This window comes from Clostridium sp. KNHs216 (genome assembly GCF_006714885.1).
Lineage (GTDB): Bacteria > Bacillota > Clostridia > Oscillospirales > Acutalibacteraceae > Caproiciproducens.
Window position 1 is genome coordinate 2,094,425 of sequence record NZ_VFMF01000001.1, and the last position, 20,996, is coordinate 2,115,420.

21 protein-coding genes and 1 tRNA gene are annotated in these 20,996 nt (G+C 56.5%); 10 read left to right on the forward strand and 12 right to left on the reverse strand.

Annotation, left to right across the window (positions count from 1 at the left end; translation table 11 throughout):
* Nucleotides 1-3 precede the first annotated feature (3 nt).
* The 9 genes from LY85_RS10175 (at nucleotide 4) to LY85_RS10215 (ending at nucleotide 8,128) form a co-directional block, all read left to right on the forward strand.
* Nucleotides 4-1,044 (forward strand): siphovirus ReqiPepy6 Gp37-like family protein, encoded by a 1,041-nt coding sequence (locus LY85_RS10175; RefSeq protein WP_141826551.1) that lies wholly within the window; start codon nucleotides 4-6, stop codon nucleotides 1,042-1,044.
* 4 nt (nucleotides 1,045-1,048) lie between these two features.
* Nucleotides 1,049-1,552, forward strand: coding sequence for a hypothetical protein (locus tag LY85_RS10180; protein WP_141826552.1), 504 nt, complete (start codon nucleotides 1,049-1,051; stop codon nucleotides 1,550-1,552).
* A 12-nt stretch (nucleotides 1,553-1,564) separates the two neighbouring features.
* Nucleotides 1,565-3,268: a hypothetical protein gene (locus LY85_RS10185; RefSeq protein ID WP_141826553.1), complete on the forward strand. Its 1,704-nt coding sequence runs from the start codon at nucleotides 1,565-1,567 to the stop codon at nucleotides 3,266-3,268.
* Between the two features lie 79 nt (nucleotides 3,269-3,347).
* Nucleotides 3,348-3,761 carry a phage holin family protein gene (locus LY85_RS10190; protein WP_141826554.1) on the forward strand — a complete coding sequence of 138 codons (414 nt, stop codon included), beginning with the start codon at nucleotides 3,348-3,350 and terminating at the stop codon, nucleotides 3,759-3,761.
* A gap of 1 nt (nucleotide 3,762) precedes the next feature.
* Nucleotides 3,763-4,488, forward strand: coding sequence for an N-acetylmuramoyl-L-alanine amidase (locus LY85_RS10195; RefSeq protein ID WP_141826555.1), 726 nt, complete (start codon nucleotides 3,763-3,765; stop codon nucleotides 4,486-4,488).
* A gap of 170 nt (nucleotides 4,489-4,658) precedes the next feature.
* A complete protein-coding gene (locus tag LY85_RS10200; protein ID WP_141826556.1) occupies nucleotides 4,659-5,054 on the forward strand; it encodes an RNA polymerase subunit sigma-70 in 396 nt (131 codons plus the stop codon).
* Nucleotides 5,047-5,271, forward strand: a complete 225-nt coding sequence (locus tag LY85_RS19790) for an SHOCT domain-containing protein (RefSeq protein ID WP_141826557.1) — start codon at nucleotides 5,047-5,049, stop codon at nucleotides 5,269-5,271. Before LY85_RS10200 ends, LY85_RS19790 begins: the two co-directional genes overlap by 8 nt.
* Nucleotides 5,256-6,560 (forward strand): recombinase family protein, encoded by a 1,305-nt coding sequence (locus LY85_RS10210; RefSeq protein WP_141826558.1) that lies wholly within the window; start codon nucleotides 5,256-5,258, stop codon nucleotides 6,558-6,560. The genes LY85_RS19790 and LY85_RS10210 overlap by 16 nt, the downstream gene beginning before the upstream one ends.
* Nucleotides 6,545-8,128 (forward strand): recombinase family protein, encoded by a 1,584-nt coding sequence (locus LY85_RS10215; protein WP_141826559.1) that lies wholly within the window; start codon nucleotides 6,545-6,547, stop codon nucleotides 8,126-8,128. The genes LY85_RS10210 and LY85_RS10215 overlap by 16 nt, the downstream gene beginning before the upstream one ends.
* Before the next feature lie 282 nt (nucleotides 8,129-8,410).
* On the opposite strand, the gene LY85_RS10220 is transcribed toward LY85_RS10215, so the two are convergent.
* The 8 genes from LY85_RS10220 to LY85_RS10255 all read right to left on the reverse strand — a co-directional run bounded on the left by LY85_RS10220 (nucleotide 8,411) and on the right by LY85_RS10255 (nucleotide 15,126).
* Nucleotides 8,411-8,496 (reverse strand) — tRNA-Leu (locus LY85_RS10220).
* A gap of 45 nt (nucleotides 8,497-8,541) precedes the next feature.
* Nucleotides 8,542-9,813 carry a methionine gamma-lyase family protein gene (locus LY85_RS10225; RefSeq protein ID WP_141826560.1) on the reverse strand — a complete coding sequence of 424 codons (1,272 nt, stop codon included), beginning with the start codon at nucleotides 9,811-9,813 and terminating at the stop codon, nucleotides 8,542-8,544.
* A 13-nt stretch (nucleotides 9,814-9,826) separates the two neighbouring features.
* Nucleotides 9,827-10,009: a DUF6440 family protein gene (locus LY85_RS10230; protein ID WP_141826561.1), complete on the reverse strand. Its 183-nt coding sequence runs from the start codon at nucleotides 10,007-10,009 to the stop codon at nucleotides 9,827-9,829.
* A gap of 13 nt (nucleotides 10,010-10,022) precedes the next feature.
* Entirely contained in the window at nucleotides 10,023-10,757 is a 735-nt protein-coding gene (locus LY85_RS10235) for a GNAT family N-acetyltransferase (protein ID WP_141826562.1), read from the reverse strand.
* Nucleotides 10,750-11,781 (reverse strand): M42 family peptidase, encoded by a 1,032-nt coding sequence (locus LY85_RS10240; protein WP_347562435.1) that lies wholly within the window; start codon nucleotides 11,779-11,781, stop codon nucleotides 10,750-10,752. Before LY85_RS10240 ends, LY85_RS10235 begins: the two co-directional genes overlap by 8 nt.
* A complete protein-coding gene (locus LY85_RS10245; RefSeq protein WP_141826564.1) occupies nucleotides 11,781-12,797 on the reverse strand; it encodes a M42 family metallopeptidase in 1,017 nt (338 codons plus the stop codon). Before LY85_RS10245 ends, LY85_RS10240 begins: the two co-directional genes overlap by 1 nt.
* 81 nt (nucleotides 12,798-12,878) lie before the next feature.
* Nucleotides 12,879-14,264, reverse strand: a complete 1,386-nt coding sequence (murD, locus tag LY85_RS10250; protein WP_141826565.1) for a UDP-N-acetylmuramoyl-L-alanine--D-glutamate ligase — start codon at nucleotides 14,262-14,264, stop codon at nucleotides 12,879-12,881.
* Nucleotides 14,265-14,421: 157 nt separating this feature from the next.
* On the reverse strand, nucleotides 14,422-15,126 hold the full coding sequence (locus LY85_RS10255) for a gamma-glutamyl-gamma-aminobutyrate hydrolase family protein (RefSeq protein WP_141826566.1): 705 nt from the start codon (nucleotides 15,124-15,126) through the stop codon (nucleotides 14,422-14,424).
* A 188-nt stretch (nucleotides 15,127-15,314) separates the two neighbouring features.
* Here LY85_RS10255 and LY85_RS10260 point away from each other — a divergent pair, with 188 nt between their 5' ends.
* Nucleotides 15,315-16,592 (forward strand): PepSY1/2 domain-containing protein, encoded by a 1,278-nt coding sequence (locus LY85_RS10260; RefSeq protein WP_243122527.1) that lies wholly within the window; start codon nucleotides 15,315-15,317, stop codon nucleotides 16,590-16,592.
* Between the two features lie 3 nt (nucleotides 16,593-16,595).
* Here the strand turns inward: LY85_RS10260 and argF are convergent, their stop codons facing one another.
* The 4 genes from argF to argJ all read right to left on the reverse strand — a co-directional run bounded on the left by argF (nucleotide 16,596) and on the right by argJ (nucleotide 20,995).
* On the reverse strand, nucleotides 16,596-17,504 hold the full coding sequence (gene argF / locus LY85_RS10265; RefSeq protein WP_038326045.1) for an ornithine carbamoyltransferase: 909 nt from the start codon (nucleotides 17,502-17,504) through the stop codon (nucleotides 16,596-16,598).
* 148 nt (nucleotides 17,505-17,652) lie between these two features.
* Nucleotides 17,653-18,831 (reverse strand): aspartate aminotransferase family protein, encoded by a 1,179-nt coding sequence (locus LY85_RS10270; protein ID WP_141826567.1) that lies wholly within the window; start codon nucleotides 18,829-18,831, stop codon nucleotides 17,653-17,655.
* A 59-nt stretch (nucleotides 18,832-18,890) separates the two neighbouring features.
* Nucleotides 18,891-19,748 (reverse strand): acetylglutamate kinase, encoded by an 858-nt coding sequence (argB, locus tag LY85_RS10275; protein ID WP_141826568.1) that lies wholly within the window; start codon nucleotides 19,746-19,748, stop codon nucleotides 18,891-18,893.
* 26 nt (nucleotides 19,749-19,774) lie between these two features.
* The gene (argJ, locus tag LY85_RS10280) at nucleotides 19,775-20,995 is read right to left on the reverse strand and encodes a bifunctional glutamate N-acetyltransferase/amino-acid acetyltransferase ArgJ (protein WP_347562436.1); all 1,221 of its coding nucleotides are present in this window, start codon (nucleotides 20,993-20,995) and stop codon (nucleotides 19,775-19,777) included.
* Nucleotide 20,996 lies beyond the last annotated feature (1 nt).

Genomic DNA, 20,996 nt, shown 5'->3' on the forward strand with positions numbered 1-20,996 from the left:
TTTATGGAACTATATGTTTTTGACACAAGCCGCCGTCCTGCCGGTGTGGTGGAATCCTTTGAATATCTGCGCTGGACAAGGCGGTATTCCCAATGCGGGAGCTTTGAACTCAAGGCCATCGCAACGGCGGAAAACCTCGCCCTGCTGACGCTGGGGAACATCCTTTGGAAAAGCGGCGGCGAGGAAGCCGGCATCATTGAGTATGCGGAAATCTCGCAGGACGAAAAAGAGCTCATCACCGTCAGCGGGCGGTTCGCCGTTTCCTATCTCGCCCGGCGCATTGTGTGGGATACGGAAATTTTAAACGGCACCCTTGCCGACTGTGCGGGGCAGTTAATCAATAACCACCTCATCAGCCCGGGCAACACCGACCGGCGGATGGACTTCATCGCCTACGACGGCGGCGGGCTTGCGGACCCGGTCAGCACGCAGATTTCCTACAAAAATCTCATGGACGCGGTAACCGGCCTGTGCGAAGCGGCGGACGCCGGCATCAAGGCGGTGTTCAATCCAGAATCCCGCATGTTTACGATTCAGCTGTACAAGGGAGCAGAATCGCAGGCGGTGTTCTCGTGGGAGTATGAGAATCTCACATCCCAGACCTTTACGAAAAGCGCATCGGACTATGCCAACGTGGCACTGGTCGGCGGCGAGGGTGAAGGCGTGGAACGCGTGTTTGCCGTGTATGGGGAAAGCGAGGGGACTGAGCGCCGGGAGGTATTTGTGGATGCCAAAAGTCTGCGCTCCGAGGATTTCGGGGACGAATACACTGCCGCCCTGCTTTTTCAGGGGCAGAGCAAGTTAAGCGAGCTTGCGATGGCGCAGTCCTTCGATGCGTCCGTCAATCCCCACGGCAATCTGACCTACGGCACGGATTTCGACCTCGGGCAGACCGTAAAGGTGGTGTCAAAGAAATGGGGTGTGACGCTCGACACCCGCATTACGGAGATTGAGGAAAGCTACGACAGCGCAGGGCAAAGTCTGGACATTACCTTCGGCAAGGGTGTGCTCACGTTGGCTCAAAAATTAAAACAGGAAGGGTGATACGATGGAGAAAAGCGGATTTTTCAACAGCACAAGCGGCGACCGGATGTACGACGCATCCGATTTTGCGGGATATTTTGCAAAGCTGGTGTCAAGCGGCATCTTTTATGCCAATGCCGACAATCTGCGTGTGACGCCGGGCGGCGGGCTGTCGGTGAACGTGCTTGCCGGCAGCGCGTGGATCAACGGCTATGCTTATGAGAATACCGAAACGCTGAACCTGACGATTGCGGCGGCGGACGGCGTGAACCCCCGCATCGACCGAGTGGTCGTCCACTGGGACGCGGTGGAACGCCAGATTTCCGCGGCGGTGCTGACGGGAACGGCGGCGGTTTCTCCCACCGCTCCATCGCTGACTCGGAGTGACAACATCTACGAATTGGCGTTGGCGGATATCGCCGTCGCGGCAGGTGCGGTCAGCCTTGCCGCCGGGGACATTACCGACCGGCGGCTGGACACCGCCCTGTGCGGCACGGTCAATTCGCTGATTACGGCGGTCTATGAATAGGAGGTGGTTTGATTGGCGGATATCAACGGCGTAACCCTGAACGCAGGCAGCGGACCCACGGTTCACTACACCATCACTTATACGAAAAGCCGGCCGAACAACAGCCAAATGACCTACCATTTTACGATTGCGGCGGCGCTTGGCTCCTCCGGCTCCTACATCCACAGCGGCTACGCGCTTTTATGCACCATTACCGTCAACGGCTCGTCCGGGCAGGTGCGCATCAAGGCCCCTGACAACGACAACTGGGACGGCACCGCGCCTCGCTACCGCTATGTGACGGTGACCTGCTCTTCCACCACTGGCAACGCCGCGCAGGGCGTGCGCTTCCGGGTGGTGTCGGACGGCCGTATGTCGCTGAGCTCCGGGGTGATTGACAATTCCAGCTATACCGTAACCAGCTCCGCGCTTCTGACCACAGCCTGCGGCGCGCCGTCCGCCTGTTCCGTTTTCCCGACGGTGGCGGAGGGCAGTGCTGCGCTCTCGTGGAGCGGCGCATCTGCCGGAACGAACAACGCCATTACCGGCTTTGAAATCCAGTACAGCGATTCCTCCAACAACGCCGACTGGGGAAGCTGGACGGCGCTGAGCACGGTTTCTTCCTCTTCCGGGTCTGGAAGTTTATCCGTTGCTCCGCCCTCCACAAGGGGCAGTTACCGCCGGCTCCGGATACGGACGCAGGGCGCGGCTGGCTCAAGCTACTATTCTGGCTGGACGGTATCCTCCAATTCCGTGCGGAAAAACACGCCGCCCGAAAAAGCGTCCGTTTTAACGGCATCCCCCTCGGTTTACAGCGAAGGGCCGATTACGCTGACATGGAGCGGCGCGTCGGGCGGCACCAGTCCCATCAAAGGATACATGCTGGCAAGCAAGACCTCGACGAACGGTTCGACCTGGACTTCGTGGAACGTACTGGAAACCTTCAATTTATCGGCATCCTCCGGGACACGGACAGCGGCGGCCTCCATCACGCCTGGCGCCTACACGAAATACGGCCTGTGGACCATCGACACACTGGACGTCTATTCCGCCGAGCAGGTGTCCAACAGCATTCTCTGCGTGGCGGCCGCCTGCGACGAACCGACAATCTCGGCACCGAAGAACGGTGCATCCACTTACAACCCGAATCCCCGTGTGCTGCTGACCACCGGCGCGCAGCCGAACGAACAGGTAGCGCAGGTAAAAATCGGCACGGGAAGCTGGCAGGATGGCGTGAACAATCCGTCCCTGTTTTCTCCCAGCGGCGAAGTCGGCGGCAGTGAGGAAGTGATGTTCGAAGCTGAATCACAGGCGGCGGAAGCAAAGACGCTCACGGTACGCTGTGTCAATCCTGACTTTGAAGCGCCCAGCGCCGAGGTTTCCCGTTCCTTCACGGTACTGGCATCCCCGTTTGAAGAGATTTCGGCCAATGAAACCAAGGTGAAGGCTTCCCACATCACAGCGCTCCGCATCGCCGTCAACATCGTGCGAAACTATTACGGTCTTGCGCCGGTTTCATGGAGTGAGGAAATCACGGCGGGAAAAACGGAAGTGAAGAACTGGCCGCTTCATATTCTGGAAATCCGCTCAGCTGTGGAGCCGGTGATTACTCTCATCAATCAGTACAGCATGGCCTCCGGCTTTGCCGTTCCGGAGCCGGATTGGGAGGAGCTCGGTACGGGCAGACCGCGGGCAGCAGTGATGAATCAGCTTTCCGAACTGATTCTGTCGCTGTAACAGCCACACATTCAAGCGTTTCCGCTCTGCGCGGGAGCGCTTTTTTCATACAGCAAAATCGAAAACAGGAGGTATCGATATGAAGGAAATCTGGGTCTGGATTCAAGCCGCGCTGGCTGCTGTCGGAGGCTTTCTCGGCTGGTTCCTCGGCGGGTGGGACGGCTTTCTCTACGCGCTGCTGGCGTTTGTCGTTCTCGACTATCTGACGGGCGTGCTGTGCGCGATTGCCGACAAAAAGCTCTCCAGCGAAATCGGCTTCAAGGGCATCTCCCGCAAGGTGCTGATCTTCGCGCTGGTGGGTATGGGAAACATCATCGACAGCCAGGTGCTGGGTGACGGCGGCGCGGTGCGCACGGCGGTCATCTTTTTTTATCTGTCCAATGAGGGTGTGTCGATTCTGGAAAATGCGGGGCATCTGGGGCTTCCCATCCCCGAAAAACTGAAGGCGGTTCTGGAACAGCTCCACAACCGCAATGATGAGGAGGACAAATAACATGAATCTGCACAAACTGCTTCTGACCAACAACGCCTGCTACAAGGCGGGCAAAACCATCACGCCCCGGGGCATTATGGTGCATTCCACCGGGGCGAACAACCCCAATCTCAAGCGCTATGTGGGCCCGGACGACGGTCTGCTGGGCAAGAACCAATACAACAACCACTGGAATACGGTGACACCCGGAGGGCGGCAGGTCTGTGTCCACGCTTTTATCGGCAAGCTGGCGGACGGGACGATTGCAACCTACCAGACCCTGCCGTGGAATATGCGCGGCTGGCACTGCGGCAGCGGCTCCCAAGGCTCCGGCAACGATACGCACATCAGTTTCGAGATCTGCGAGGACAATCTCACGGATTCCGCATATTTCAACGCGGTCTACAAAGAAGCTGTGGAGCTTTGTGTATATCTTTGTAAGCAGTACGGCATCCGCCCGGAGCGCCCATATCTCATCTGCCACAGCGAGGGACATGAGCTGGGCATCGCCAGCAACCACGGCGATGTGATGCACTGGTTCCCCAAGCATGGCAAGTCCATGGATACCTTCCGCGCGGAGGTCAAAGCTGGGTTGACGGCAGCGGAAACGACCGCTGAATCCGACACGCCGAAGAAATACTACCGTATTCAACTTGGCGCGTTTTCTGTCAAGTCGAATGCCGATGCTATGCTCAAAAAGATCAAGGCAGCTGGTTTCTCTGACGCCTTTGTTAAGTACAGCGAATAAAGAATAGTCCGTTTCCCGCCACAAATTCATAAACCAAAGGTTAAGACGTTGATCTACAGTTACAGCCCGCCGAGGAATTTTTCTTCAGCGGGCTTCTTTTTTTTCGTCAAAGCGGCCTTTTCATGTCCAGCGAGTTTTGAGGAAGGCTCCTCAGAACGGAGGACAAGGTTATGACGACCGACCAGAAAAACCAGATTCATGAAATGCGGCAGCGCGGCTGTACCTACGCGAGCATTGCGGAGATGCTGTCAATTTCGGAAAACACGATAAAGACTTACTGCCGCCGGACCCGGCTCAGTGAAGAAACCGTATCCACCGCGCCGGTCTGTAGGCAGTGCGGCAAGCCCATCAAGGTAAAGGACAAGCACAGAGCACGGCAATTCTGTTCTGACAAGTGCCGCGCGGCGTGGTGGTATGCCAACCGTGGCAGTAAGTCCCGAACAAAATACCACCTGACATGTGCGAACTGCGGTCAGTCCTTTGTGAGCATAGGGAACAAGGCGCGAAAATATTGCTCCCACCAGTGCTATATCGCCGCACGGTTCGGAGGTGTCAGCCGTGAATGATCGTATTCTTGGCTACAAATCCGCTATGGCACAGGCGCGTCGGATGCTGTCGGAGGGTATTATCACCGAGGCTGAGTACGTCATAATTGATACAATGATGGCTGAGAAATATGGCTTATCTTCGTGTAGTTTATTCCGGGATAACGACTTGCTATATAGTAGTATCAGAGGTAATATGTCACACTACGAGGGGGTGAAAATATGCCTAAAACAATAAAAAAGGTATACTATCCACCGAAGCTGGAGCGAAAAAAGCGCGTCGCTGCCTATGCCCGCGTATCCAGCGGCAAAGACGCAATGCTGCACTCGCTCTCATCGCAGGTCACGTATTACAGTTCGCTGATACAGGAGCACGGCGATTGGGAATATGCCGGTGTATATGCTGACGAGGCGATTACCGGCACCAAGGAATGCCGTGACGAGTTTCAAAGGCTGCTTACCGACTGCCGCGCAGGGTGCATTGATCTGATACTTACCAAGTCCATTTCCCGCTTTGCTCGAAACACGATTACTCTACTGGAAACCGTGCGAGAGCTGAAAATGCTGGAAGTGGACGTTTTTTTCGAAGAACAGAACATACACACGATGGGTGCCGAGGGGGAACTGATGATGACCATTCTGGCATCCTATGCGCAAGAAGAAAGTCTATCAGCAAGCGAAAATCAAAAATGGCGTATCAAGCGTAACTTCGAAGCTGGAAAGCCGTGGGATTGCACGATACTCGGATACCGGGCAAAGGACGGCGTTTTTGAGATAGTGCCCGAAGAAGCCGAAACGGTACGGTTGGTATTCAAATGGTATCTCCAAGGGCTCGGCAGACAGGCAATCGCCAACAGGCTCAATGAGTTGGGCGTTCCCACGCGTTTTGAAAGAACATGGCACCAAGATACCATCAGCAAGATGCTGCGAAATGAAAAATACGCTGGAGACCTGCTTTTACAGAAGACCTTCCGCACCGACCATCTAACAAAGCAAACACGGATTAACCGCGGAGAGCTTCCCATGTACCACGTTCAGGATGCCCACGAGCCTATCATCGACCGTGTGACCTTTAATGCAGTACAGCAGGAGCTTATCAGACGGGCGGACAGCGTTAAGATTAAACCCGGCACGACCACAGCCTTCACTGGCAAGATACGTTGCGGTCTCTGCGGAAAAAACTACCGCCGCAAGACCACGCCCACCTGTATTACTTGGGTCTGTTCCACTTATAACACTAAAGGCAAAAAACACTGTGCTTCTAAGCAGATACCAGAGAACACGCTCAAAGCCGTTACCGCCGATGTGCTCGGCTGCAACTCCTTTAACGAGAACATATTTGCTGAGCGCATTGCCTTTATAACCGCACTGCCGAACAACAATCTGGAGTTTATATTTACGGATGGGCATACGGAAAAAGCTACATGGCAAGACCGCTCACGTTCCGAGAGTTGGGCAGCAGAAATGCGGCAGGCAGCAGCAGAGAAAATGAGGAAAAGGAGTAAAAAACCATGCCAAAATCAGTAACAACAATACCTGCCACCAAAAATCGCTTCACGGCTCTGCCGACGACTTTGGTGGCGAAGCGCAAGGTGGCTGGCTATGCCCGCGTGTCCACAGACAGCGAGGAACAGCAAACCAGCTACGAGGCACAGGTGGATTACTACACGCATTACATTCAATCCCGTGAGGATTGGGAGTTCGTCGGGGTCTATACGGATGAAGGTATCTCGGCGACAAACACCAAGCACCGTGATGGCTTCAAGCAGATGGTCAAGGACGCTCTCGCCGGTAAGATTGACCTTATCGTCACGAAATCGGTCAGCCGATTCGCCCGCAATACCGTGGACAGCCTCACTACCGTCCGGAAGCTGAAGGAGCATGGCACGGAAATCTATTTTGAAAAGGAGAACATTTTCACCTTCGACAGCAAGGGCGAGCTACTCATCACGATAATGAGTTCGTTAGCTCAGGAGGAAAGTCGGAGCATTTCGGAAAATGTAACTTGGGGGCAGCGAAAGCGCTTTGCAGACGGCAAGGTCAGTATGCCGTATAAACAGTTTCTCGGCTACGAAAAAGGAGAGAACGGTATACCTGTGATAAACGAAGAAGAAGCCGCAATTGTTCGGCTCATCTATAGGCTATTTCTTGAGGGCAAAACGCCCGCTGGCATCTGCCGATACTTAGAGCAACAGGGCATTCCGACACCGTCCGGCAAGCAGAAATGGAGCCAAACCACAGTAAATAGCATTCTCTCAAACGAAAAGTACAAAGGCGATGCACTCCTGCAGAAGAAATTCACGACTGACTTCCTCACCAAAAAGATGAAGGTCAACGAGGGCGAGGTTCCACAGTATTATGTGGAACACAGCCATGACGCTATTATTGAGCCATTTGAATGGGACATGGTGCAGACAGAGATTGCGCGGCGCAGGTCACTCGGTAGAGCGTACAGCGGCAACAGCGTGTTCTCATCGAAGCTGGTATGCGGTGATTGCGGAGGATTCTTCGGTCAAAAAGTGTGGCACTCCAACGACCCATACCGCAAGATGGTATGGCGGTGCAATAGCAAGTTCAAGGGCGAGATGAAATGCGCAACGCCGCATCTGGACACGGAAACCATCCAGCGGAAGTTCCTGATTGCCTACAATCGCCTGATGGGAGACCGAGAAAACGTTATTTCGGACTGTGCTTCCATGCGGCGGGTGCTTTCCGACACTACAGCGCTGGACGTAGAACTGGAAAGCCTAAACGAGGAAATTACGGTTGTGGCGGAGCTGGTCAAAGCCTGTGTCAGGGAAAACGCCTCTACGGTACAATCGCAGAAAGAATACGCTAAGAAGTACAACGGGCTCCTTAGCCGCTACGAGAAAGCGACAGCACGTTTTGCTGAGGTGACCGCCGAGAAAAATCGAAAGTATGACCAAGACCGAGAGCTCCGGTTGTTCATCGAGGCACTAAAGAAACAGCCACTCGTCCTCGATGAATGGGACGAAAGGCTGTGGATTGCACTGCTCAATAAGGCTACGGTTTTCCACGACGGCAGGATGGTATTCGAGTTCAAAAACGGAACAGAGATTGAGGTTGGGTTGTAAGGCTCAGCCTCTTTTTATCGGGATAACTAAGCGTAAGCGCGGGCATGAAACTATTTTTGAGCGGAAATGAAACCCCACGAAAAAAGTGAAACTATTTCGAGCAATCGAAAGCATCGGTGCGGGTGATGGCTTTGATTCGGTCGAAAACGCAGTTTTTCAAAGGTAGACTGTCTGCGTTTAGAACCCCACAAAACACAAAAAAGCCCGTAAGCACAGGCTTTTCGGGCATAAAATAAGAACGCTAATATTGATACGGTAAGTATCAATATTAGCGTTCTTATATGGTGCGGATAACAGGACTTGAACCTGCACGAGGGTTACTCACCAGAACCTAAATCTGGCGTGTCTGCCAATTCCACCATATCCGCGTGCGAAAGCTATTATACCGTAGTGACAGCTTTTTTGCAAGCCCTTTATCCGCCCAGAATCCCCTGCTCCAACATGGACTGGGCGGCTAGCATCGCACCGAGGCGGCCGCTGTGGTAGTTCAACCCGCCCTGCATCCACGCGGCGTAAGGCTCGCGCAGGGGCGCGTCCGCGGAAAGCTCAATGGAAGCGCCGAGCGTGAACGCGCCCGCGGCCATAATGACCTTGCAGTCGTAGCCGGGCATATCCCAAGGCTCCGGGGTCACAAAGGAATCCACAGGAGCGCCTTTCTGCACCCCTTTGCAGAAGGCGATCAGCGCCTCTTCCCTGCGCAGCAGCACGGCCTGGATGATATCGGCGCGCGGCTCGTCGTACTTCGGGGTGACATCGTATCCGAAAAGGCTGAACAGCGCCGCGGTAAACGAGGCGGTTTTCAGCGCTTCGCCGGTGACGTGCGGCGCGTGGAAAGCGCCCATGAACAGCTCCCGGTTGTTGCCGAGAGTCGCGCCGATTTCGCGGCCGGTTCCCGGCGTGGTCAGGCGGTAGGAACAGCTTTCCACCAAGTCTTTCCGCCCGGCGATATACCCTCCGGTAGGCGCGACGCCGCCGCCCGGATTTTTTATCAGCGAACCGGCCATCAGGTCCGCCCCGCGGCCGACCGGCTCTGTTGTCTGGACAAACTCGCCGTAGCAGTTATCCACCATCACGATGCAGTCCGGCGCCCCGGCTTTTACGATCTTCGCTATTTTTTCAATATCCTCCACAAAAAGGGAAGGTCTCAGGCTGTATCCGCGCGAACGCTGGATATAGACCATCCTGATTCCCGGATTGACCCGCCGTCCGATCTCTTCATAATCGGGCGTTCCGTCCGCTTTCAGTTCCAGCTGTTCGTACCGGATGCCGAACTCCTTCAAAGAGCCGTTTCCGTCGCCGGTAAGGCCGATGACGCCGCGCAGGGTATCGTAGGGAATCCCCGTTACGCTGAGCATAACGTCGCCCGGGCGAAGCACTCCGAACAGCGCCACCGTCAGCGCGTGGGTGCCGCTGACGAAATTATAGCGCACAAGCGCGTCCTGGGCGCCGAGCGCCGCGGCATAAACCGCGTCCAGCGCGTCGCGCCCGCGGTCGCCGTAGCCGTAGCCCGTGGACGCCGCAAAATGGCTTTCGCTGACTCTCGCCTGATTAAACGCCGCCATCATTTTCTGCTGGTTGTAATCGGTAGTCCCGTCGATTTTTTCCAAAACCGGCGCAATCATTTTCGACGCCTTTTCCGCGGCGTCCTTTATCTTTTTATCGATTGTAAAATAAGGGTAAAGCATGTTTGTTCCTCAACTATTCCTCATCATTGACAAAACGGACCACAGGCCTGCCGTCCCGTTCCAGAAGCGGAGTCAGCCCGCCGGAGTTTCCCCACGATGTCTGCAGGTAGTGGACGCCGGTTTCCGTGTCCACCAGGATTCTCTGCACATCCACCGTCCCCTGTGAATAAATGGCCTTGAATCTCTTTTCTTTCATCGGTACTTTCTCCTCAAATCTTCATTTCTGAAAATTCCCCGCATTCTGAAAAGCCGTAGGAGCGGTAGAAATCCTCGTTTTCATCCTGAGCGCGCAGAATGAAAATTCTTCTGTCCGGCAGTTGGGAAATCAGCGCCGAAAGCGTTTCATGCCCCAGGCCTCTTCTTCGATGTTCAGGGTCTACGCAGACCGCCGACAGCACGGCCGTCTGTTCCATCCGGGTGGAACAGATCGCGCAGGAAACCAGCCTGTCCCCCTGACGGATTCCCGCCGTCACGGCGGTATCGTGACGGATGCGGTGGGACATATCCATATAGAACGGCTCAAACTCCGGCGGCGTAAAGCTTTCCGAAGCGCAGGCCGAAAGAAGCGCGTGAATGTCGCGCAGACTGGGGTTCGTTTCAAACAGGAACCGCGGCTGTACGGGCGAAGCATTGTCGTACATCATGATCTGCCCGCGCTTTGTAACCGGGAACCCGATTTTCCCCGCCGCGGCGGAGGCGCAGAGCAAACGTTCCGCGCCCGTCATACGGATAAAATCGGCCAGCTCCTCAAAATCCGCTTCTCCGGCGTCCAGAATCACCGTATCGTCCAGCTTGCACAGCAGCGTACCGGTTTCCTCCTGCACCCAGAACTGGGCGAACGGCTCGTTCAGGCCGTAAGCCTGTGCGGTGGAAAGAATCTGACACCCGAGCGCCGTAGAGCCGAACGGGGAAAGAGCCTCTTCATATTCTACTTTTTTAATCATCTTGTTCCTCGCCCGCAATCCTGTCCGCAAGCTCACAAACAAGCTTCTGCGCGGAGATGAAATCCTCCTGTGATATCAGGCTCACCGCGGAGTGCAGGTACCTGCATGGGAGGGAAACCGCAACGGTTCTTACCCCGCCGCGGGAAACGTGGATGGCTCCGGCGTCGTTTCCGCCCGCGACAGCCCGTTTCGGCTGACAGCTCGCTCCGGCCTTTTTCGCCGCCTGAAACGCCATCTGATAGTATTCCTTATCGTAAATCGTACGCTTGTCCATGAAGGAAATCACCGCGCCGCCGCCGACGCAGCAGACCCGGTTTTCTTTATCCACCCCGGCCACATCCGCCGCCGTGGTGCTTTCCAGAACGATCGCCGCCTGCGGCTCCACCGCAAAGGCCGCCGTCCGGGAACCCGTCAGACCGGTTTCCTCCTGTACGGCAAACACAAAATACAGATCGTATTTCAGCTCGCTCTGAATCATATGGATCATCATGGCGCACCCGGCCCGGTCGTCGAGCGCGCGGCTCTTGATCATGCCGTGGGACGTGTCGAAAACGGAGTCGAAGGTAACCGGGTCCCCGGGGGTGACATACCGCTCCGCTTCTTCCCGGTCCTTTGCGCCGATATCGATATACAATTCCTTCACCGGCACGGATTTTTCCTTTTCTTCCCCTTCCAGAAGATGAATCGGCTTCGCGCCGATCACCCCGCCGACCTCCGCGCCGACCGTGACCGGCCTGCCGCAGAGGACGCGGCGGTCTATGCCGCCGACGGTGTCAAACTTCAAAAGGCCGTCGTCCATAATATCGGTCACGATCATGCCGACCTCGTCCATATGGGCGTTCAGCATCAGCTTGGTTTTGGGGCGTTTCGCGCCCTTTTTAAAGACAATGAGGCTGCCGAGCGGAGTGGTTTCAATGCTCGTGGCGTACGGCTGGATTTCCTCCAGAATGATCCTCCGTACTTCGTCCTCCTGTCCGGAAATGCCGCGCGCCGTGCACAGGCGTTCCAAAAGCTTCCAGTCCATCACTCCACCCCCTTGATGTATTCCGCGATCAGCCGGGCGGTATCTTCCAGATCCGTAAGGTCGACGACCTCGACCGGCGTGTGCATGTACCGGAGCGGGATGGAGATCAGCTCCGCCTTCACGCCCCGGCGTGTTGCCGCGATCTCGTCGGAATTGGTTCCCGTCGAGCCGCCCATTACGTCGAGCTTATAGGGAATCCCGTTCCTCTTCGCCGTTTCGATCATCCCGTCGACCATTTCACGGTCTAGCAGGGGCGCGATGCCGATCATCGGGCCGCCGCCCAGCTTCCCGCATTTTTCCTGCGGGACATGCGGCTGTTCGGCAAAGCTGACGTCTACGATCACCGCATGGGTCGGGTTGACGGAATAGGCGCCCGTCAAAGCGCCCTGACCACCGACCTCCTCCCTGCTGCTGAAAAGAATGGTGACTTCACAGCCAAGGTCGCAGCCGGAAAGCAGCTGCGCGCAGCGGATCAGCGCGGCGACGCCCGCGCGGTCGTCCAGCCCGGGGGCGGTTACCCGCGTGCCCAGAAGGCTTTTCGGCGCGGCGTGGAACAGAATCCGGTCGCCCGGGCGAATCAGCTTTTCCGCCTCTTCCCGGGAAAGCCCCGCGTCCACCGCCATTTTCTCCACCGGAAGCACCTTGTCCTCGCTGCCGTCCGAAAGATGGGGCGGCGTGCAGCAGACAATGCCGGTCAGCACTTCTTTGCCGTAAATGGTGACCGGGCTGCCCGGCATTACGCGGCGGTCCACCCCGCCGCTGCGGTCAACCCGGATAAATCCGTGTTTATCAATATTGGTCACGATCAGTCCGATCTGATCGATATGCGCGTCGAGCAGAATATGCTTTTCCGCGCCTGGCTTCCCCATTTTCGCAATCACGTTGCCCATTTTGTCAATGCGGGCCTGTGTATATGGGGAAAGCTCTTCCACCGCTGTTTTCGCCGCGGCATTTTCGTCCCCCGGTGTGCCGGGAGCCGCGCAGAGACGAAAAACAAGCCTCTTCAGTTCATCCATGGTATTCACTCCGTTATCTGCTATATTCCTGACTGGTCAGTTTTTTACTGTGTTGATCTATGTAAAGGGAAAACGGCCGGATTACAGCCGTTCCACCAGTTTTTTGAATTCCTCTCCGCGCGTTTCGTAGTTCGGGAACATGTCGAAGCTGGCGCAGGCCGGCGAAAGGGATACGATGTCGCCCGGCACCGCTTCGGCCCGGCAGGCCTCAACCGCTTCTTCCAGCGACTGCACCCGGATGATCTTCGGGCCGCCCTCCCGGTAGTTCGGCGACGCCTTGACGCTCTGCTCGATTTTGTCCGCGGTCGCGCCCATCAGCACCAGCGTCTTTACGCTGTCCACAACGGCGGGGCCGAAGGAGTCAAACGGAATTTTTTTGTCATAGCCGCCCGCGATCAGAAGGATTTTGCGGTCGAAAAGCTTCAGGGTCCCGTTCGCCGTGCGGCTCGGGGTGGTTCCGATGGAATCGTTGTAGTATTTCACGCCGTCCAGCTCCCGCACAAATTCGTTGCGGTGCTCCACTCCGGAAAAGGTGCGCGCGGTCTGAACCATTGCGTCCGCACCGACGGTCCCCCACAGGGCGCAGACCGCGGCAAGGTAATTTTCGATATTGTGGCCGCCGGGGATTCTGATCTCCGAGGCGCTCATCACGGGAATGTCCTTCCCATCCAGCGACAGAATGATTTCATTTTGATCGTTAAGCCACGCGCCGCGCGCGCATCTGCCCCGGCGGCTGAACATCAGTCTGTCGCCGCGGACGTCCTTTGCGAAGCCGGCCGTAATTTCATAGTCGGCGTTGAGCACCGCGCGCCCGAAGGCGTTCTGGTGCAGGAGGATATTCTTTTTCGCGTCGATATATTCCTGCATGTCCTTATGCATGTCCAGATGGTTCGGGGTGACGTTGGTCACCACGGCGACGTCCGGGCTGCGGCGCATGGAAATCAGCTGGAAGCTGGAAAGCTCCACCACCGCCACGTCGTCGGGATGAATGCTTTCTATTTCAGGCAGCAGGGGATTGCCGATGTTTCCGCCCAGATGGACGGTCTTTCCGGCCGCTTTGAGCATTTCGGAAAGGATGGTGGTCGTGGTGGTTTTTCCGTCGCTGCCGGTCACCGCGAAAATTTTACAGGGGCACAGGTCAAAGAAAACTTCCATCTCAGAGGTGACCGCCGAGCCGCGCTCACGGGCCGCGTTCAGCTCGGGCAGATAATATTTCATGCCGGGCGTACGGAAAATGATGTCTTCGTCAAGATTTTCCAGATAGCCCTCCCCCAGCCTCAGCGTGACGCCCAGCGCTTTCAGCTCGCCGGCTGTTTCGCCCAGCTTTTCCTCCGTCCGCCGGTCGCGGGCCGTTACGGCCGCGCCGCGCTGCGCAAAGATTTTGATCAGCGGCAGATTGCTTCCGCCGATGCCGCAGAAGGCCACTCTCTTTCCCTGTATCGAACTGTAAAATTTCTGAATATCCATAAATGCCTCCGGCTTGTTTTTCAGTCACAGCAATTTTCTTTTCCGGTTTTTTTCCCGTAATATCGGTACTGCAATACTACCTATTATACTTTCGCCCACAAAAAATAGCAAGTAATGGCAAAGAAAAACGGCCTGCCGCCGCACACGGCAAGGGAAATCATCCCCCCGCGGCGCGGAGGAAAGCACGGAAAAGGTCCCCGCTCTCCGGCCCGGATAAATACTCCGGATGCCACTGCACCCCCAGAAAAAACCGCTTCTCCGGCATCCAAACGCACTCCGCCAGTCCGTCCGCCGAGCGGGCGGCGCACCGGAGCGGAGGCGCAAGGTCCTTGACCGCCTGATGGTGCATGCTGTTGACCATCATTTCCGTTTTATGAAGGATGGCGCAGAGCGGGCTTTCCTTTTCAATGACAATGCCGTGCACCCCCACATCGTAGGGAGGCTTCTGATTGTGGGCGACCGGCAGACCCTGCACCTGCGCCGGGATATCCTGATACAGGCTGCCGCCGAGCGCCACGTTCATCAGCTGGATGCCCCTGCAGATGCCCAGCACGGGCTTGTCGAGCTTTACGGCCCGATTCAGCAGAAGGATTTCAAACCGGTCGCGCCGCAGATCGATCGCCCCGCAAAAACGCAGCGTTTCTTCGCCGAACAGCGAAGGGTGTGCGTCCGGCCCGCCGGTAAACAGAAATCCGTCGCACAGTCCGGCCAGCGCGGCAATGTCCTCTTCCCCGCCCGTCAGCGGCAGGACCAGCGGCACGCCGCCCGCTTCCTCAACGGCGCGCAGATAGTTCGGGCGCATCCAGAGCCGCTCCTGCTCCGTATCGTAAAGCGGCGTTAAGCCGATGACCGGTTTTGCCATAAAAATTCCTCCCGCTTTTGATTTTTTTATGATACCACAGGCGCAAAGCGCCGTTGTGGTATCTTTATAAATTGGCGAAGCGGATATAATAATCGCTTGCGATTATTATATCATGTTGATTCCGCCTCAAACCGAAAAATCTGTATATTTTTGCCTCACGTGTAAAAAATACCGTCATGGGGTGAAAAATGATGAATAAAAAAAGAATTATCTCGCTGATCGCCGTGATCGCGCTGATCGTAACGCTCGGAGCGACGACTGCAATGGGTTATGTTTCCGCAAACAAATATAAAATGAATCTGGAATACAACTACAAGCGTGCCGTAGGCGACCTGAGCGGCTGCGTCTCCAACATTGAGACCGCGCTGAACAAGGCCTCCTACGCAAATACGTCAACCCAGCAAAACGGGCTGGCCGCCAAGCTGATGAGAGAATCCAGCATGGCGAAATCCGCGCTGGCGGTGCTGCCGGTCACCGACCATTCGCTGGACAACGTGACCAAATTTATTACTCAGGTCGGCGATTTCGCCATGACGCTGTCCACCAAAATTTCTTCCGGACAGAAGATCGGCGAAGAGGACTATAAGACCATGAGCCAGCTGGAAAAATACGCCAAAACGCTGCAGTCCGGTCTGCAGAACGTAAAGACCGATATCCAGTCCGACCAGCTTTCCAGCGAGTTCAAGAAAACCTCGGAGGACTTTACCGATTTTCCCTCTCTGATTTACGACGGCCCGTTCTCCGACCATATCAGCCAGATGAAGCCGATGCTGACCGAGGGGCGCGAACAGATCGCCCAGGGCAACGCCCAGAATATCGCGGCGGAATTTCTGGGGGTCACGCAGGATAAGCTTGCGCATACGCAGGACACGGCGGGGAATCTGCCCACCTATAATTTCACCGCAAACAACGGCGGTATCCGCATCTGTGTGACAAAGGCGGGCGGGTTTGTCTCCAGCATGGAGAATTCGCGCGACGTGACCGCCGAAAACCTCAGCTACGAGGACGCGTCCAAAAAAGCCGCCGCCTTTTTGAAGGGCCGGGGCATTTCGAATATGAAGCAGAGCTACTACGTCATCAACGACGGCGTCTGCACGATCAACTACGCCTATTATAAAGACGATATTATCTACTACCCCGATTTGATCAAAATTTCCGTCGCGCTGGACGACGGGGAAATCGTACTGTTCAATTCCACGGGCTATATCATGAACCACCACGACCGTACGGTAGCCGCGAAAATCACCGCCGACCAGGCACAGGCTTCCGTCAGTAAAAAGCTGACGGTCAAAAAAAGAGGGCTGGCTTTGATTCCAACCCCCGGTCTGAGCGAAGTGCTCACCTATGAATTTGTATGCAGCGGACAGAATAACGAACAGGTTCTGGTCTATATCAACGCAACCACCGGACTGGAGGAACAGATTCTGATCATGCAGATTTCCGACAGCGGGATGCTGACCAAATAGCTCTTATTTTCCGCCCATCAGGCTGACCAGCACGGCTTTCTGCGCGTGCAGACGGTTTTCAGCCTCGTCAAAAATTTCCTTCGCATGCTTTTCAAACATTTCCGCAGTGATTTCTTCGCCGCGGTGCGCGGGCAGACAGTGCTGGACAATGGCGTCGCTCTTGGCGGCGGACATGATGTCCTCATTGATCTGGAAGCCCTTGAACGCATCGCGGCGTTTTTGCGCTTCCTCCTCCTGTCCCATGGAGGCCCACACGTCGGTAATCACCACGTCGGCGCCCTTCGCAGCTTCCTTCGGGTCGGTGGTCATGCTGAACGCGGGATGCGTGACCGCAAAATCGAGGACCGCGGCGGCCGGCCGGTATTCCTTCGGACAGGCGACGGCAACCTCCATCTTCATCTTCAGTCCGCCCACGATCAGCGAATTCATCATATTGTTCCCGTCGCCGATGTAGCACAGCTTCAGCCCGTCAAGGCTGCCCTTGTACTCGCGGATGGTCATCAGGTCGGCCAGCACCTGGCACGGGTGGGAAAAGTCGGTCAGGCCGTTGATGATCGGGATCGTGCCGTTTTGCGCCAGTGCTTCGACCTCCGACTGCTTGAAGGTGCGGATCATGATGCCGTCCAGATAGCGGGAAAGCACGCGGGCGGTGTCCTGTACCGGCTCGCCTCGGCCGATCTGCAGATCCTTCGCGGAAAGGAAAATCGGCAGCCCGCCCAGCTGGTACATACCGACTTCAAAGGAAACACGGGTCCTGGTGGAAGCCTTCTCAAAGATCATTCCCAGCGTTTTCCCCGCCAGATGCCGGTGTTCAATGCCGTGCTTCTGCTCGTATTTGAGCTGGTCGGCAAGGTTCAGAACAGAGGTGATGTCCTCGCTGGTCAGGTCAAGCATTTTCAGCAGATGTTTCATAGTTGCCCTCCTAATCAAATGTTACAGCATTTCCAGTTAATTCTGCAACCAGGGTTGTGTTTCTCCCCCGCCTTCGGCGGGGGAGAAACGTGTTTTATCTCGCAAACTGAAATGGAATTGCCGTAGTTTACCGTTTTTCTATCTTCCTTTATTCCAGGGTCCGGATCACTTTTTGCAGGACCGCGAGACCCTTGTCAATATCTTCATAGGTAATCGTCAGCGGCGGCAGGAAGCGGAGCAGCTCTTTTGCTGTCAGGACCAAAAGGCCGCTTTCCGCGCATTTCTGCGCGGCCTCTTTGGCGCTCCCCTTTTTCAGCTTCGCGCCGAGCATCAAGCCCAGCCCGCGGACGAACTCGATTTCCTCCATGGCGGAAAGCTGTTCCGTAAGGTACGCGCCCTTTTCACGTACCTCCTGTAAAAAGTCTCCGTTCCCGACCACGTCCAGCACCGCGAGCGCTCCCGCGCAGACGACCGGGTTCCCGCCGAAGGTGGAACCGTGCGAACCGGCGTCCATCACCCCGCCGAGGCGTTCGGTGCAGAGGCACGCGCCGATCGGCAGCCCGCCGCCGAGTCCCTTCGCGCTGGTCAGGATATCCGGCATAATCCCGTAATTCTGGAAGCAGTAGAGCTTCCCCGTACGGCCCACGCCCGTCTGCACCTCGTCGACGATGAGCAGGATATCCCTCTCCCCGCAGAACGCGGCCAGTTCCTTTACAAAGCCGGCTTCCAGCGGCAGAACGCCGCCCTCTCCCTGCACCAGCTCGATCATCACAGCGCACGTGTCCCCCGACACGTTTTCCTTTACGCTGTCCATACTGGGAAACGCGTAGGAAAAGCCCTGTGTCAGCGGAGTGAATTTTTCGTGGAACGCGTCCTGCCCGGTCGCCGCCAGCGTGGTGAGCGTGCGGCCGTGAAACGAATTTTGCAGGGTGACGATCCGGTACCGGTTCTTGCCGTATTTATCGGCGGCGTACTTCCGTGCCGTTTTGACCGCGCATTCGTTTGCCTCCGCGCCGGAATTCCCGAAAAAGACCTTTGAAAACCCGGTCAGGGTGCAAAGCTTTTCCGCCAGCTTTGTCTGCATGGGCTGATAGTATAAATTGGAGGTATGCTGCAATGTCGCCGCCTGCTTCGCGACGGCCCGCGTCCACCGTTCGTCACAGTAGCCCAGCGAATTGACGCCGATTCCGCTTGTAAAATCGATATACTCTTTTCCGTTGCAGTCCACCGCGGTCGCGCCGTGTCCGGAAACAAGCGCCACGGGGAACCGCCCGTAGGTCTGCATAAGATACCTGTGGTCCTGCTCCTGAATTTCTTCCAAGGTCATTTCTGTCACCCCTATTATTACATTTCCGTCTAAACGGCATTCTCCTGCCGTTCGATCAATCAGCAGAACATCGTGCCGATGCCCTCGTCTGAAAAAAGTTCAATCAGAATGGAGTGCGGGATACGCCCGTCGATGATGTGCGCCCGGCTTACGCCCCGCCGCACGGCTTCGACGCAGCAGTCGATTTTCGGGATCATGCCCCCGCTGATGATGCCCTGATTCTGCAGCTTCGGCACGTCGCTGACGTTGACGACCGGAATCAGGGTGCTTTCGTCTTCCTTATCGCTGAGAAGCCCTTTGATGTCCGTCATCAGGATCAGCTTGATCGCACCCATTTCCGCCGCGATGCGCGCCGCGGCGATATCCGCGTTGATATTGTATACTTCCCCGTTTTCACCGCCGGCGACGGTCGCCACGATCGGCACATAGCCGTTTGCCGTGGTCTGGGAAACAATTTCGGTATTCACTTCGGTAATTTCGCCCACGAAGCCGAGGTCCTCCTCCGCCGCGAGCTTTTTCGCCTTCATCATGCCGCCGTCCAGCCCGCAGAGACCGATGGCCCGGCCGTTGTGCCGTTCCAGAAGCTGGACGAGGTCCTTATTGACCTTGCCCGCCAGCACCATCTGCACAACGTCCACGGTTTCCGCGTCGGTCACGCGCAGCCCGCCGACAAAACGGCTTTCCTTGCCGATCTTTTTGAGCATCGCGCTGATTTCCGGCCCGCCGCCGTGCACCAGCACCACGTTGATGCCGACGAGCTGCATCAGAACGATATCGCTCATGACCGCGTCCTTCAGGTCTTCGTTCACCATGGCGTTCCCGCCGTATTTTACAACGACCGTCCTGCCCGCGTATTTCTGTATATACGGCAGGGCCTGAACCAGAACCCGCGCCCGGTCCGCATTGCTGATGTTCATACTGTTCCTTCCTCCGTCCGCGTTCCTCAGCTCCGGTAATCCCCGTTGATTTTTACATAGTCGTAGGTGAGGTCGCAGCCGAACGCACAGGCATGGAACTCTCCGCCGTTCAGCGCCACATCCACATTGATTTCATCCTGCGTCAGGATTTTCTTCGCCTCATCCTCGTCAAAATCGATTCCCGCGCCGTTTTTACAAACCTCTATGCGGCCCGCCTTCGATTCAAACGCAACGTCCACCAAGCTTACGTCCACATCCGCGTCCGCGTAACCGATCGCGCACAAAACGCGTCCCCAGTTCGCGTCCGCGCCGAACATCGCCGCCTTGAACAGGCTGGAACAGATCACGCTTTTGGCAACCAGCCGCGCGTCCTTTTCGCTTCTTGCTCCCGTTACCCGGCAAACCAAAAGCTTGGTCGCGCCCTCGCCGTCCTTTGCGACTTTTCTCGCAAGCGCGGTGCAAAGGGCGGTCAGCCCCTGTACAAAAAGGCGGTAATCTTCGGAGTCCCCCGTGATTTCCCCGTTCCCGGCGAGACCGGAGGCAAGGATGGCGGTCATGTCGTTGGTGGAGGTATCGCCGTCGACGCTGACCATATTGAAGCTGACGTGCACCGCTTCCATCAAAGCGGCGTTCAGCGCGCAGGCCGAAATCGCGGCGTCCGTGGTCAGAAAGCAGAGCATGGTCGCCATATTCGGATGAATCATGCCGGAGCCCTTCGCAATACCGCCGATACGGACGGGCTTTCCGCCGATATTCAGCTCGACCGCCAGATTTTTCATTTCGGTGTCCGTCGTCATAATCGCCCGGGCGGCGTCCCCGGAGCCAGTGGGTGAAAGCGCCTTTGCCAGCGCGGGAGCGGCCTGTTCGATCGGCTCGATCGGCAGTACCTGGCCGATGACCCCGGTGGAGGCGACGACCACGTCCTGCGGCGCGATTCCCAGTTCCTGCGCAGCGATTTCGCACATCCTCCACGCCTTTTCCTCGCCGTCGGCGTTGCAGGTATTGGCGTTGCCCGAATTGCAGATCACCGCCTGCGCTCTGCCGTCGGCGATATTTTTCCTCGTCACCGCAACCGGCGCGCCCTTGACTAAATTCTGCGTATAGACGGCCGCGGCGGAACACGGAACCTTTGCATAAATCATCGCAAGATCCGGCTTTGATTTATTTTTGCGGATTCCACTGTAAATCCCCGCTGCGGTAAACCCCTGTGCGGCGGTAACGCCGCCCTCGATCCATTCCATTTTCACT